2 protein-coding genes are annotated in these 16,298 nt (G+C 73.7%); both read right to left on the bottom strand.

The window, feature by feature from the left end; translation table 11 throughout:
• Positions 1 to 2,023: type I polyketide synthase (locus tag M1203_RS12140; RefSeq protein ID WP_249949633.1), on the bottom strand; the 2,023-nt coding region annotated here is incomplete at its 3' end.
• A gap of 53 nt (positions 2,024 to 2,076) precedes the next feature.
• Complete coding sequence (locus tag M1203_RS12145; RefSeq protein ID WP_249949634.1) at positions 2,077 to 15,081, bottom strand: type I polyketide synthase; 13,005 nt, start codon at positions 15,079 to 15,081, stop codon at positions 2,077 to 2,079.
• Positions 15,082 to 16,298 lie beyond the last annotated feature (1,217 nt).

Here is a 16,298-nt window from a genome sequence, read left to right on the forward strand (position 1 = left end):
CCGCATCAGCCAACGACCACACACCCGCCACATACGCCGCCGCCAACTCACCAATCGAATGACCCGCCACCACATCCGGCCGGACACCCCACGACTCCAGCAACCGGAACAACGCCACCTCGACCGCGAACAACGCCGGCTGCGTCACCCCCGTCTCATTCAGCGCCTCGGCATCCTCACCGAACACCACCTCACGCACCACCGGATCAAACTCACCCAACACCCCGTCAAGCGCCTCCGCGAACACCGGGAACCGCCCCGCCAACTCACGACCCATCCCCAGCCGCTGCGAACCCTGACCCGAGAACAGGAAACCCACTCGGTGCGGCGTCGCCTCTCCCACCACAACGCCCGGCCCGCCACGCCCCTCGGCGATGGCGGCCAGCCGGTCGGTGGTGGTGGCCCGGTCCTCGGCCAGCAGCACGGCACGGTGCTCGAACAGGGATCGTGTCGTGGCCAGGGAGAAGCCGACGCCCACCGGATCGAAGTCGGCGGAACCCTCCACGGCGGACCGGAGGCGGTCAGCCTGTGCGCGCAGCGCGTCGGGGGTCCGGGCGGACAGCAGCCACGGCGACGGCGCGGCGGGCGCGGCGGAGTCGGCCGGCGGGCCGGCGTCCACCGTGGACTCCGGATCGGCGGTGGGCGCCTCCTCCAGGATGATGTGGGCGTTCGTGCCGCTGACGCCGAACGAGGACACACCCGCGCGGCGCGGTTCGCCGGTCTCCGGCCACGGCTGCCCCTCGGTCAGCAGCGCCACGGTGCCCGCCGACCAGTCGACATGGCTGCTCGGCTCGTCGACATGCAGGGTCCTGGGCAGCACACCGTGCCGCATCGCCATGACCATCTTGATGATGCCGCCGACGCCGGCCGCCGCCTGGGCGTGGCCGATGTTCGACTTCAGCGACCCGAGCCACAGCGGCCGGTCCCCGGTCCGCTCCGCGCCGTAGGTCGCGATGAGCGCCTGTGCCTCGATCGGGTCGCCGAGTGTGGTTCCGGTGCCGTGTGCCTCGACCGCGTCCACCTGGGACGGAGTAAGTCGCGCGCTCGCCAGCGCCTGGGTGATCACCGTCTGCTGGGACGGTCCGTTCGGTGCGGTCAGGCCGTTGGACGCGCCGTCCTGGTTCACCGCGGAACCGCGGATCACTGCCAGCACGGTGTGGCCGTTGCGGCGGGCGTCGGACAGCCGCTCCACCAGCAGCATCCCGACCCCTTCGCCCCAGCCGGTGCCGTCGGCGCTGTCGGAGAACGCCTTGCAGCGGCCGTCCAGGGACAGGGCGCGCTGCCTGCTGTACTCGACGAACGTGCGCGGCGTGGACATGAAAGTGGCGCCGCCCGCGAGTGCCAGTGAGCATTCCTCGCGGCGCAGCGCCACCATCGCCAGGTGGAGCGCCACTAAGGAGGACGAGCAGGCCGTGTCCACCGTCACCGCGGGCCCGACGAGGCCGAGCGTGTAGGCGATCCTGCCGGACGCGATGCTGCCCGCGCTGCCGTTGGCGAGGAAGCCCTCGAACCCCTCGGGCGCCTGCGGGAGCCGCGCGGCGTAGTCGTTGTACATCACGCCCGCGAACACACCGGTCCTGGTGTCCTTGGCGCGCACCGGGTCGATGCCCGCGTGCTCGAACGCCTCCCACGACGTCTCCAGGAGCAACCGCTGCTGCGGGTCCATCGCCAGTGCCTCACGCGGGCTGACCCCGAAGAACGCCGGGTCGAAGCCCGCGGCTCCCTGGAGGAAGCCGCCGTGCCGGGTGATCGACGTGCCCGCGTGTTCAGGGTCGGGGTCGTAGAGCGCGTCGACGTCCCAGCCGCGGTCGGCGGGGAACTCCACCACGGCGTCCCCGCCGTCGACCAGCAGCCGCCACAGGTCTTCCGGCGACTCGACACCACCGGGGTAGCGGCAGCTCATCCCGATGATCGCGATGGGCTCGTTTTCCCGCTCCTCGACCTCGTGCAGGCGTCGGCGTGTGGTGCGCAGATCGGTGGTGGCCCGCTTGAGGTAGTCGCGGAGCCTGTCCTCGTTCTCCATCTGGCGTGTGCTCCTTACGGCGGTGCGGACGGGATCGACGCGGTCCGGCCTGGTCACGAGGTCTCAAGTTCGTTGTCGAGGTAGCCGAAGAGTTCGTCGTCGGTGGCGGAGGCGAGGTCGGACTCGACGTCCTCGACCGGGTCACCGGCCCGCGCGTCGCCCCACCTGGCGAGGAGGGCGCGCAGCCGCAGGTCCACCTTTGTGGCGGTGCCGTCGTTGGTGAGGGTGAGGAGCGCGCTCTCCAGCCGGTCGAGCTGGTCGAGCACGCCGGTTTCCGGCTCGGGCTCGGTGCGCGGGAGCAGTGTGAGTACGTGCCGGCTGATCGCGGCGGCCGACGGGTGGTCGAACACAAGCGTCGAGGGCAGCCGCAGACCGGTGGCCGCGGTGATCCGGTTGCGCAGTTCCACCGAGGTCAGCGAGTCGAACCCGAGGTCCCGCAGGGCGCGACCGGGGTCGACCTGGGTGTCGGCCGAGTGGCCGAGCACCCCCGCGACCTGCGCGCAGACCAGGTCGAGCACTGTCTGCTCGCGATCCGCGGCGGACTGGCCGGCGATGGTGTCGGCGAATGTCGCGGTGGCCACGGGGGTGGTCGCCGCCGTGACGCGGCGGGCGGGGGCGCGGACCAGGCCCCGCAGCATCGGGGGCAGTGTGCCGTCCGCCGCCTGCGCGCGCAGCGCGGCGGTGTCGAGCAGGACCGGCACGAGTGCGGCACGGTCGTCCTCGATTGCGGCGTCGAACAGCGCGAGCGCGTCCTCGGTGGGCAGTTCGAGGATGCCGGAGCGGCCGAGCCTGGCCCGGTCGCCCGCGTCGAGCCCCGCCGTCATGCCGCTCGCGGCCGCCCAGATGCCCCACGCCAGCGAGACGCCGGGCAGGCCGAGTGTGTGGCGGCGGCGCACGAGCGCGTCGAGCGCGGTGTTCGCCGCCGCGTAGCTCGCCTGGCCGGCGGTGCCGAGGATCCCGGCGCCCGAGGAGAACACGACGAACGCGGACAGGTCGGCGTCCCTGGTCAGTTCGTCCAGGTGCAGCAGGCCGTCGACCTTCGGGCCGAGTACGTGGTCGACCCGCTCGGGTGTCAGTGACTCAAGCACTCCGTCGTCGACGACGCCCGCCGCGTGCACGACCGCGCCGAGCGGCCGGTCCAGCGAGGCCAGCAGCGCCGCCACCGAGTCGCGGTCGGCCACGTCGCAGGCCGCCACGGACACCTCGGCGCCCAGCGCCACCAGTTCGTCGTGCAGGTCCTCCGCGCCCTCGGTCGCGAGTCCCTTGCGCCCCGCGAGCACGAGGTTCCGGAAACCCAGGTCGGCGACCAGGTGACGGGCCACCAGTGCGCCGAGCGTGCCGAGTCCACCGGTCACCAGGGCCGGGCGGTCCGGGTCGATCGGCGCGGGCACGGTCAGCACGGCCTTGCCGGTGTAACGGGTCTCGCCGAGGTGGCGGAACGCTTCGGGCGCGCGGCGGACGTCCCAGGCGCGCACCGGCAGCGGGCTCAGCGCGCCGGCCTCGAACAGCGCCAGCACCTCGACCAGTATCTCCCGCAGGCGGTCGGGGCCCGGCCGTGTCAGGTCGAACGTGGCGTACTCGACGCCGGGCGGCAGTTCGTCGGGTTCGCGGACATCGGCCTTGCCCAGTTCGATGAACCGCCCGCCGTCGGGCAGCAGTTCAAGGGAGGCGTCCGCAGTCTCCCGCGCGAGCGAGTTCAGCACCACGTTCACGCCGCGACCGCCGGTCTCGGTGGCGAACTTCGCCGCGAAGTCGGCGTCGTACGGGGACGCCAGGTGCGAGTCGGGCACGCCCGCCGCCCGTACGGTGTCCCACTGGGCGGGGTCCTCGGTCGCGAACACCTCGGCGCCCCAGTGCCGGGCGAGTTGTACGGCCGCCATGCCGACGCCGCCCGCCGCGGCGTGGATCAGCACGGAGTCGCCTCGGCGCAGGCCCGCCAGGTCGTGCAGGGCGTGGTGGGCCGTGAGGAACGCCAGCGGCACCGACGCGGCGCGGGCGAAGGACCATCCGGCGGGCATCGGGGCGAGCAGCTTGCTGTCGGTGACCGCGAGCGGCCCGAAGCCGCCGGTGACGAGGCCCAGCACGCGGTCGCCCACCGCCAGGTCGGTCACTTCCGCGCCGACCTCGGTCACCACGCCCGCGACCTCACCGGCCGACTCGGCGGCGCCGGGGTGGGCACCGGGGGCGATCCCCACGTCCCGTTGGTTCAGGCCCCCGGCCCGGACGGCGATTCGTACCTCGCCGGGGGCGAGGGGCGCGACGGCGTCGGGGTGCGGGACCAGGGCGAGGTCGTCCGGCGAGCCGCCGGGCCCGCTGTCGAGCCGCCAGGGGCCGTCGGCGGGCGGGATGAGCAGGCCGTCCGGGGTGGCGCGGACGAGCCGGGGCGCCGTCACCAGGCCGGCTCGTACGACCGACTGGGGCTCGCCCGAGGCCAGCGCGGCGGGCACGGCGCGTGCGGATGCGTCGGTGTCGTCGAGGTCGACCAGCGCGAACCGCCCGGGATTCTCGGTATACGCCGACCGCACCAGCCCCCATACGGCGGCCTGCGCCGGGTCGGGCGAGTCGGTGTCGACCGCGCCGCGGGTCACGAACACCAGTCGGGTGTGGGCGGTCCGCTCGTCGGCGAGCCAGTCCTGGGCGAGGGCCAGTGCCCAGGACGCGGCCTCCCGCACCGTCTTCCCGTCCACGTCGCGCACTTCGGATGCCTCGGACGGCCGGGGGCAGGGGGCGAGCAGGTCGCTCACGCCGTCGAGGGCGCCGAAGTCGGACACGGTCGGCGCGTCGACACCGAGGTCGTTCGCGCCGAGCACGGCGAGTCCGACCGGCCTGTCCCCGCTTCCGTCGACGGGCGCCCACTCCAGCGCGAGCAGGGCGTCGGCGGTCCGGGAGACGGTCCGCCGTAGCTCCACCGGTCGCATCACCAGCGACTCGACGGTCGCCACGGGCCTGCCCGTCTGGTCCGCGATGGCCAGCGACATCTCGTCCTGCTCCGTGGGCGACCAGCGCACCCGCAGCGCGGAGGCGCCGACGGCGTGCAGCCGCACCCCGGTGAAGCTGAACGGCAGCCGGGGGCCGCCGCCGATCTCGTCCAGCGCGCGCAGCACGGGAGCGTGCAGCGCGGCGTCGAGCAGGGCGGGGTGCACGCTGAAGCCCTCGCCGCCGGTCCCGTCCGGCAGGGCGACCTCGACGTATACGTCGCTGCCGAGGCGCCAGGCCGCGCGCAGCGCGCGGAACACGGGCCCGTAGTCGTAGCCGAGTTCGGTGAAGCGGTCGTAGACGTGGTCGACGTCCATCGGCGTCGAGCCCTCCGGGGGCCAGGCCGCCGGCTCGGCGGCGGGCGCGTCGCCCGCCGTGAGCGTGCCGGTCGCGTGCTCGGTCCATGGCGCGTCCCGGTCGGCGTCCTCGTCACGGGAGTGCACCCGGATGCCCCGCCTGCCGTCGGTCTCGGTGCCGACCGCGACCCGCAGGGCGACGCCGCCGCGCTCGGGCAGGACCAGCGGGGCGTGCAGGGTCAGTTCCTCGACCGTGTCGAGCCCGCAGTGGCCCGCGGCGTGCAGGGCGAGGTCGAGGAAGCCCGTGCCGGGGAACAGCACCCGGTCGCCGACGCCGTGGTCGGCGAGCCATGGCTGGGTCCGGGTGGACAGTCTGCCGGTGAAGACGACGCCGTCGGAGTCGGGCAGCGCGACGGCGGCGCGCAGCAGCGGGTGGTCGCCCGCGGCGACACCGAGGGCGGCTGTCGCCCCGTCGCCCGCGGGCGCGACGGCCGCGGTCAGCCAGTACCGGTCGTGCTGGAAGGCGTAGGTGGGCAGGTCGACGCGGTTGCCCCGGCCGCCCAGTGCGGCGGCCGGGTCCGGTATCGCGCCCCGGACGTGGAGCCGCGCGGCGGCGAGGGTGAGCGTGTCCGCTTCGGGCCGGTCGGTGCGCAGTGTGGGTACGAACACGGCGTCGGGGGCGCTGTCCTGGCCCATCGCGGTGAGCACACTGCCGGGCCCGACCTCCACCATGGTCGTCACGCCCTGCGCGACGAGTGCCGTGACACTGTCGGCGAACCGGACGGGTTGGCGTACGTGCCGTACCCAGTAGTCCGGCGAGGCCAGTTCCTCGGCGTCGACCGGCGCGCCGGTCAGTGTGGACACGATCGGCAGCGTGGGCGGGTTGGCGGTCGCGGCGGCCACGACGCGGCGGAAGTCCGCCAGCATCGGTTCCATCAGCGGCGAGTGGAACGCGTGGCTGACCCGCAGCCTGGTCACCTTGCGTCCTTGCGCCTTGAGGCGGTCGGCGAGTTCGACCACTTCGAGTTCGCTGCCGGACAGGACCAGCGAGTCCGGACCGTTGATGGCGGCGATGCCGACGTACTCGGAGCACTCCGGCGCGATCTCGTCCTCGGTGGCCTGCACCGCGACCATGACGCCACCGGCGGGCAGTTCCTGCATCAGCGCGCCGCGCGCGGCGACTATCTCGCAGGCGTCGGCGAGCGAGAACACGCCCGCCACGTGCGCGGCGGCCAGTTCGCCGATCGAGTGGCCCGCGAGCGCGTCGGGCCGCAGGCCCCAGGACTCCCAGAGCCGGTACAGCGCGACCTCGACGGCGAACAGCGCGGGCTGGGTGTACTCGGTGCGGTCCAGTACGGCCTGGTCGTCGCCGAAGACCACCTCGCGCAGCGGCACGGCGAGCAGGGGGTCGAGGTGGGCGAACACCTCGTCGAGCGCGTCGGCGAACACGGCGTGCGCCTCGTACAGGCCCCGGCCCATGCCGATGCGCTGGGAGCCCTGGCCGGAGAACAGCACGGCGAGCCTGCCGGCGTCCGGGACGCCCCGCACCACGGCCGGGTCGTCGGCTCCCTCGGCCAACGCGTCGAGACCGGCGCGCAGTTCGGCCTGGCCGGCGCCGAGCACGACCGTACGGTGGTCGAGCGCGGCCCGCCCGACGGCGAGCGTCGTGGCGATGTCCACCGGCGACAGCTCGGGCCGCTCGTCCACGGTGGCGGCCAGGCGGGCGGCCTGCTCGCGCAGCGCCGCGGTGTCGCGGGCGGACAGCGTCCAGGCCAGCATGCGGCCGTCGGGCTCCGCCACCGGGGGCGGGGGGCTGGGCTCGGCCTGTTCGAGGATGACGTGCCCGTTGGTGCCGCTGACGCCGAACGAGGAGACGGCGGCCCGCCTCGGCCTGCCGGTCTCCGGCCACGGCCGGTGGTCGGCCAGCAGTTCCACGGCGCCGGCCGTCCAGTCCACGTGCCGGGACGGGCGGTCGAGGTGCAGGGTGCGCGGCAGTACGCCGTGCCGCATCGCCAGCACCATCTTGATGACGCCGGCGATGCCCGACGCGGCCTGGGTGTGGCCGATGTTCGACTTGAGCGCCCCCAGCAGCAGCGGCCGGTCGGCGGGGCGGTCCTGGCCGTAGGTGGCCAGCAGCGCCTGTGCCTCGATGGGGTCGCCGAGCCGGGTGCCCGTGCCGTGGCCCTCGACGGCGTCCACGTCCGAGGCGGACAGGCCCGCGTCGGCGAGGGCAGCGCGGATGACCCGCTGCTGCGCGGGCCCGTTCGGTGCCGTCAGACCGTTCGACGCGCCGTCCTGGTTGACCGCGGAACCCCGGACGACGGCAAGCACCTCATGGCCGTTGGCCCGTGCGTCGGAGAGCCGTTCCAGCAGGACCAGGCCCGTTCCCTCGCCCCAGCCGACGCCGTCGGCGGCGTCGGCGAAGGGCTTGCACCGGCCGTCGGGGGCCAGTCCGCCCTGGAGGCTGAACTCGGCGAAGGGCGTCGGCGTCACCATGATCGCCGTGCCGCCCGCCAGGGCCATCGAGCACTCCCCCTGCCGTAGCGCACGCACCGCGAGGTTCAGCGCGACCAGCGAGGACGAGCAGGCGGTGTCCACGGTGACGGCGGGTCCGCGCAGGCCGAGCGAGTAGGCGACCCGGCCGGACACGACGCTCAGCGCGTCACCGGTCGTCCGGTAGCCGTCCATCTCGGGCGTCGCCTGCTCCAGGGTGCCCGCGTAGCCCTGCGGCGAGGCGCCGATGAACACGCCGGTGAGACTGTCGCGCGCCGAGGACGGCGCGATGCCCGCGCGCTCGAAGGCCTCCCAGGCCAGTTCGAGCACCTGCCGCTGCTGGGGGTCCATCGCCAGCGCCTCGCGCGGCGAGATGCCGAAGAAACCCGCGTCGAACCCGCCCGCGTCGTCGACGAAGGCGCCTTCCAGGGTGCGGCTGTGGCCCTGGGCCTCCGCGTCGGCCGCGTACAGCCGGTCGGTGTCCCAGCCGCGGTCGTCCGGGAACGGTCCGATGGCGTCGTGCCCGGCCACGATGAGCGACCACAGGTCCTCGGGGCCGCGTACGCCGCCTGGCAGGCGGCAGCTCATCGCCACCACCGCGATCGGCTCGTCGGTGTCACGGGTCGCGGTCCGGCCGGGCGCGGCGCTCTGCCGTTCGCCGAGCACCACGGAGTGCAGATGACGGGCGAGTGCCTCGGGCGTCGGGTGGTCGAACATGACGGTCGTGGGCAGCCGGGCGCCGGTGGCGGTGTTGAGCCGCTTGCGTACCTCGATGGTGGTGAGGGAGTCGAAGCCCAGCTCGCGGAACGCGCGGTTCGGTGTGACGGCGTCGGGGCCGTCGTGGCCGAGTACCGCCCCCGCGTGGCCGCGGACCAGGTCGAGCAGCAGCCGGTGCTGGTCGGCCTCGGTGAGCCCGGCCAGCCGGTCGGCCAGCGCCCCGCCGGAGGTGGGCTGCTCCACCTCGTCCCGCGCGGCCAGCGCGACGACCTCGGGGATCTCGGTGATCAGCGGGCGCGAGCGGGCCGCCGTGAAGCCGGGGGCGAAGCGGGCCCAGTCGATGTCGGCGACCGTCAGCGTCGTCTCGCCCGTCGCGAGGGCGGTGGCGAGCGCGCCGATGGCGAGTTCCGGCCGCATGGGGCGCATGCCTCTGCGGCGCAGCTGGTCGTCCAGGTCGCCCGCGCCCATCCCCTCGCCCGCCCACATGCCCCAGGAGACCGAGGTGACGGGCAGGCCGGCGGCGTGGCGGCGCTGTGCGAGGGCGTCGAGGTAGGCGTTGGCCGCGCCGTACGCCCCCAGCTCGCCGCTGCCCCATATCGCGGATCCGGAGGAGAACAGCACGAACGCGTCCAACTCGCGCCCGGCGCACAGCTCGTCGAGGTGGGCCGCGCCCACGGCCTTCGCGGCCAGGGCGTACGCGAGGTCCGAGGTGCCGGTCTCGGCCAGCGGGAGGGAAGGGACGGTGCCCGCCGCGTGGAAGACCGAGCGGACCGGTGTGCCGTCGGCGTCGAGCCGGGCGAACAGCTCGGCCAGTGCGTCCCGGTCGGCGGCGTCGCAGGCGGCGATGGTGATCCGGGCGCCGAGCGCGGTCAGTTCGGCCTCCAGCTCGCGCGCACCGGGCGCGTCCGCGCCGCTGCGGCTGGTCAGCACGATGTGCTCGGCGCCGTTTGCCGCCAGCCAGCGGGCGACATGGCCGCCGATGGCGCCGGTGCCACCGGTGATCAGTACGGTGCCGTCGGCGCGCCAGGCGGATGCCTCCGCCGGTGCGGGGGCCGGGGTCATGCGTCGCACCGACACGCCGGAGGCCCTGATCGCCAGCTGGTCCTCGTCGCTCTGCCCGGCCAGGACGGCGGCGAGCCGTGTCGCGGTCCTGGCGTCGGGGGTCACGGGGAGGTCGACGATGCCGCCCCAGCGGTCCGGGTGCTCCAGGCCGACGGCCAGTCCGAGGCCCCACATCTGGCTCTGCGCCGGGTTGGTCAGCGGGTCGGAGCGCCCGACGGACACCGCGCCCGTCGTGGCCAGCCACAGCGGCGCGCCGATGCCGGCGTCGCCGAGCGCCCGTACCAGCGCCGGAGTGGTGGACAGTCCGCTCGGGACGACCGGCGACGCGGGGTCGGGCCGTTCGTCCAGTGCCAGCAGGGACAGCACGCCACTGGGCAGGACGCCCGCGGCGCGCAGCGACTCAGCCGAGCCGTCGACCTCCAGGACGTCGGCGCCGTGGGCGCGCAGCGCGTCGACGGCCGCCGCGTGCCAGGGGTGTTCCGCCTCGGACGGCGAGCCGACCACGAACCAGGTGCCGGTCAGGGTCGGTGCGTCGGCGGCGCCGAGCGGGCGCCATGTGACGCGGTAGCGCCACGAGTCGACGGCGGACCGCTCCACTCTGCGGCGTCGCCAGTCGGCCAGGCTGGGCAGGACGTCGGTCAGTGGCGCGTCGGCGGGCACGTCCAGTGTCGCGGCGAGTTCGCCGCGCTCCACCGCGGTCCAGAACTCCTCCAGCACGGGGTCGCCGCCCGCCACCGGGCGGGCCGTCCCGGCGAGCCAGTAGCGCGTGCGCTGGAACGGATAGGTCGGCAGGTCCACGCGCCGCCCGGCGGGCACCGTGGCGCGCCAGTCGAAGGGCAGGCCCTCCACGTACGCCTCGGCCGCGGAGAGCAGGAAGCGGTCGAGGTCGCCGTCGTTCCGGCGCAGCGTGCCGATGACGACGGCCTCGCCATCGGTCGCGTCGAGCGTCTCGCGCACCCCGTAGGTGAGCACGGGGTGCGGGCTGCACTCGACGAACACACCGGCGCCCCAGTCGAGCAGGCCGCGGGTCGCGTCCTCGAACAGCACGGTTTGGCGCAGGTTCCGGTACCAGTAGTCGGCGTCCGCGTCCGTCCCGGTCAGCCACTCACCGGTGACGGTGGACAGCATGGGCACCCGTGCGGGCATCGGCTCGATCCCGGCCCACACGGTCGCCAGCGCTTCCCGGATGGGCTCGACGTGCGGCGAGTGTGAGGCGTAGTCGATGGGGACCCGGCGGGCCCGGACGCCCTCGTCGCACGACTCGATCAGTTCGTCCAGCGTGTCGATGTCGCCCGCCACGACCACCGAGCGGGGGCCGTTGACCGCGGCGATCGTGATCCGTCCGTTCCAGCGCGCGATCCGCTGGTGTACGTCGTCGAGTGTCTCCGCCAGCGACACGAGTCCGCTGCGGCCCGCCAGCGCCCGCAGTGCCTTGCTGCGCAGCGCGACGATCTTGGCGGCGTCGGCCAGTGACAGCGCGCCCGCGACGTGGGCGGCGGCGATCTCGCCCTGGCTGTGCCCCACCACCGCGTCCGGCTCGACGCCGTAGGAGCGCCACAGCGCGGCGAGCGACACCATGACGGCGAACAGCGCGGGCTGCACGACATCGTCACGGTCCAGCTCGGCGCCGTCGGCCAGGACGTCCCACAGCGACCAGTCCACGTGCGGGGCGAGCGCGTCGGCGCACGCGTCGAGCGCGTCGCGGAACACCGGCGACGACTCGGCCAGCGCGGCGCCCATGCCCAGCCACTGCGAGCCCTGCCCGGGGAAGACGAACGCCACCTTGCCCAGGGGGCGCGCGACGCCGACCGCCGTGCGGGCGGACTGGGCGCCTCGGGCCACCTCCGTCAGTGCCTCGGCGCCGCCCGCCACCATCACGGCCCGGTGGTCGAACACCGAACGGGACAGCAGGGCGTCCGCCACGTCGGCCGGCGCCTGTCCGGCCAGGACGGTGGCGAGTTGGGCGGCGTGGGCGCGCAGAGCGTCCTGCGAGCGTGCGGAGAACACCAGCGGGACCGGCCGCGATGTCGACGGCGGGTCGGCCGGAAGCTCGTCGGGGGCCTGCTCCAGCACGGCGTGGGCGTTGGTGCCACTGATGCCGAACGAGGACACACCGGCCCGCCGGGGCCGGGCGACCTCCGGCCACGGTGTGGTCTCGGTGACCAGGGACACCGCGCCCGACGACCAGTCCACGTGCGGGGTGGGTTCGGTGATGTGCAGGCTCCTGGGCAGCTCGCCGTGGCGCAGCGCGAGCACCATCTTGATCAGGCCCGCGACGCCGGACGCCGCCTGTGTGTGGCCGATGTTCGACTTCACCGAGCCGAGCAGGAGCGGCCGGTCGGCCGGGTGCTCCCGGCCGTACGTGGCGAGCAGCGCGTCCGCCTCGATCGGGTCGCCCAGCCGTGTGCCGGTGCCGTGTGCCTCGACGGCGTCGACCTCGCTCGCCGACACGCCCGCGTCGGCGAGCGCCTGCCGGATCACTTTGCGCTGCGCGGGGCCGCTGGGGGCGGTGAGGCCGTTGGACGCGCCGTCCTGGTTGATCGCGGTGCCCCTGATCAGCGCGAGCACGGGGTGCCCGTTGCGCCGCGCGTCTGACAGCCGCTCAAGCAGCACCATCGTGGCGCCCTCGGCGAGGCCGAACCCGTCCGCGCTCGCCGAGAACGCCTTGCACCGACCGTCGGGGGCCAGCGCGCGCTGCCTGCTGAACTCCACGAACAGGCCTTGCGACGGCATGACCGTGACGCCGCCCGCCAGCGCGAGGGGGCACTCGCCGCGTCGCAGCGACTGCACGGCCAGGTGCAGGGCGACCAGCGACGACGAGCACGCCGTGTCGACGGAGATGGCGGGCCCACCGAGCCCGAACGCGTAGGAGAGCCTGCCGGAGGCGACGCTGCCGGTGTTGCCGGTGAGCAGGTAGCCCTCCAGATCCGCGGGCGCCTCGTGCAGCCTCGGTCCGTAGTCCATGGTCATCGCGCCCACGAACACGCCGGCCCGGCTGCCCCGGAGCTCCGTCGGGTCGATGCCCGCCCGCTCCATCGCCTCCCAGGCGATCTCCATCAGCAGCCGCTGCTGCGGGTCCATCGCCAGCGCCTCGCGCGGCGAGATACCGAAGAACTCCGGGTCGAACTGGGTGGCGTCGTGCAGGAATCCGGCCTCGCGCTGGTAGTAGCCGCCGGCCCGCTCGGCGTCTTCGTCATAGCGTCCGTCCAGGTCCCAGCCCCGGTCGGTGGGGAAGGCGGTGACGCCGTCGCCGCCCGCGGACAGCAGCTCCCACAGTTCCTCGGGGCTGCGCACGCCGCCGGGCAGGCGGCAGCTCATCGCCACCACCGCGATCGGCTCGTCGTCCCCTGCCGCCGCGGCGGGGGCGATCGGCTCGTCGAGCTCGACGGGCCCGCCGAGCAGAACCCGGTCGATGAGGACGGCGAGGCCCCGGCAGGTCGGGTTGTCGAACACCGCCGACACGGGCAGGTTCAGGCCGGTGGCCCCGTTCACCAGGTTGCGCAGCGCCACCGCGCCCGCCGAGTCGACGCCCAGCTCCAGCAGCGGCGCGTCGTCGTGAGCGGAGGACTCGACGTCCCCGCCGACGACGGCGGCGACCTGCGCGCGGACCAGGTCGAGCAGGAGGTCGATCCGGTCGGGGGCGTCCGCGAGCCGGTCGGCCAGCGACGGGGCGAGGACGGCGGCGGGCGCCGCGTGCAGCGGATAGGCGGGCAGCGGCACCAGGCGCGCGTCCCGGCCCTCGAACACCGCCTCCCAGTCGGGGAGCACTCCGTGCGCGTGCACTTCGGCCAGCGCGGCGACCACCTGGTCGACGCCGCCCCGTCCCCTGCGCAATGTGCCGACGACCGCGGCCTCCACGGCGGCGTCCTCGGCGGTCTCCTGCACGGCTCTGGTGAGGACGGGGTGCGGGCTCGACTCCAGCAGCAGACGGTGCCCCGCGGCCAGCGCGGCGCGCGTGGCGCTCTCGAAGTCGGCGGTGCCGCGCATGTTGCGGCACCAGTGGTCCGCGGTCAGCGCGAGCGGATCGACTCTCGTGCCCGTGGTGGCCGTGTAGATCGGCACGTCCGTCGGTCGGGGTGTGATCGGGGCGAGATCGGCGCGCACCATGTCGAGCACCGAGTCGACCTGGCGGCCGTGCGCCGCGAGGCGGATCGCGATGCTCCTGGCTCTGATGCCGTCGGCGGCCAGCTCGGCGAGCAGTTCTTCGGCCTCGTCCTCGGTCCCGGAGACCAGGACCGAGCCGGGGGCGTGCACGGCGGCGAGGTCGAGCCCGTCGTAGCGGGTCAGCCGCTCGCGCACCTCGTCGGCGGACGCCAGTACGGAGAGCATCACACCGCGTTCGAGCAGATGGACCTGCGCCCGGCTGAACAGGGCCACGGCCCGGGCGCCGTCCTCGACGGACAGCGCGCCCGCGACCGTCGCGGCCGGTATCTCACCCATGCTGGAGCCGATCACGGCGCCGGGCAGCACGCCCCAGGACCGCCACAGCGCGGACAGGGACACCATCATCGCCCAGAGCGCGGGCTGCCCCACGTCCGGCCGGTCCAGCGACGGTGTGTCAGCCGTGCCGCGCAGCACGTCCATCACGGGCCAGTCCACGAATGGCGTGAGGGCTTCCGCGCAGGCGTGCAGTTGCTCGGCGAAGGCCGGCGACGCGGTCAGTAGTTCGTCGGCCATGCCCAGCCACTGCGGCCCGTGCCCTGGGAACACAAGTGCGGCGCTCTCCGCCGCCCGTGCGGGATGCCCGGTCAGGAGCCCCGGCACCGGCCGGCCCTCACTGACGGCGAGCAGTTCGCCGGCGAGCCGCGCGCGGTCCGCGCCGACGAACACGGCGCGCCGGGCGAGCGAGGGCCGGCCCGTGGCACCGGATAAGCGGGATAAGGCGAGGGATAAGGCGACATCGGCGAGCGGGACGGTCGGCTCGGTATCGAGCAGGGTGTGCAGGTCGGCGGCCCGCGCCCGTAGCGCGTCCTCGCTGTGTGCCGACAGGGTGATCGGGACGGCGGGCCCGTCCGGCGCGGCGCGGCCGGGCTCGGGCCGGCCGGAGAGCAGCGCGGCCTCGACCAGAGCGGGAACGCTGTCGGGCCACTCGTCGTCGGCGCCGAGCCGGTAGGCGAAGGTCGCGGTCCGCGCGCTGTCCCCGCGGGTGAGGACGGCGAAGGCGCCGTCGGCTCCGACCAGTGCGAGGTCGCACTCACCGGACCGCACGGCGGCGACGGCATCGGCGACGGGGTCGTGCCCGGTCAGGCACGGGCCCGCGAGGCCGAGCACACGCGCCGTCTCGCTCGCGTCGTCCCCGCCCGCTCCGTCGGCGGCCAGGTAGACGCCGACGCCCGCGAGGTCGTCCGCTCCGATGCCCGCGTCTTCGCAGGCCAGCCACGCAAACTCCAGTTCGACCGCATGGTCCGCGGGCAGCGGCACACCGGTCAGCTCGGCCAGTACGCCGGGGTCGCGCTCCGTCCGTACGGGCGCCGCGGGCGCGGCCCCGATGACGGCGACAGCGCCGGTGTCCACTCGTCCTGATTCGCACATGGCAGCCTCTGCTCTCGTCAGTCGTCCACCAGAATCGAAACGCTTTCTCGGCGACGCCGCCGCCATAACGGCCGCAATTCAAGCCAGCGACCCGAGAATTGTCAACCAATGCATGACCGACTGCGTTGACGGTTCGCGCACCGGCCGGGAATGCCCGACGGGACGCACAGATGTAGGTCGGGGCTCATGGACTCTCGGACTTTACCGAGCGAACTTGAGAAATTAACCCGGCCATCGACGCCTCCAGGAAATGACCGGGGCGGCCCTTGCCCGCGCGTCGACCCTCGTATATGTCCGCGCGAAGAGCCGATTGTATACGGCGACGAAACCAGCTCACCGACCGGATGAGTCGGAGGTCACACGAACACCCGAAATGCCGCCCGACCTGCCTGCCAATGACTTCCACTCAATGAAATCTTTACGAACCCCGGGAGAACGCGCCCACGCCGAGAACACCGGTAAACGCAGGCCAGGGGCACGAGAGGGGGTCGGTTGGGCAGCGGTGCTCGCACGGCGGCGACGAAACCCGGCCGGAACTCGATGCCTCGGCGGCCGAAAGGGACGCGGACCACGAGCTGGATGGCGGAAACCCCAACGGCGATGGCCTGAATGAACCGCACATCCGGGAATCACAGCGCTCAGCCGCTGGTCAAGAGGTGAGCCACGGGCTTGGGCGAATCGGCCTCAGCACCCGGCCGGCCAACTGTCACGCCACTCATCCCCCGCCGGCCCGGTGGGCGGCCATGGCGGCGAGGCGACCGGTGAGATCACGCCCGCGAGGGGCCGCTGAATAATGTATGCAGAGACGTGGAAACGTATTCCCAAAACGCTCTGTTCATCCTAATGAAACGCAGGCCCGCGCCGAGATTCGCGCCGCCTGAGTGGAGTGCCGCAGAGCGTTCGGCACATAGTGGGCTTCATCACAGCCCAGTCCGGTATCCACGTGGCAACTCCGAACAGGAACGCCGCGTATACCGGATCCCGCACCACGAGCCACTGGACGTCCGGCCCGACTGGGCGCGCCAAGCGAAAGGAACCGCGGGAAGCCCGATTGAATACGCGAGTGGATTCACGCAAAGCCACAGTGAATGCAATACCGCCATGCTCCAGCGCCTGGTTCAGGCTATCGGAATGGGCGTTGCCCGCACCAGGCTCTTCGCTTGTGGTTATGGGATGCGAGACAACACGTCACCGTCGGC

The organism is Streptomyces sp. 35G-GA-8 (assembly GCF_023534745.1).
Taxonomy (GTDB): Bacteria; Actinomycetota; Actinomycetes; order Streptomycetales; family Streptomycetaceae; genus Streptomyces.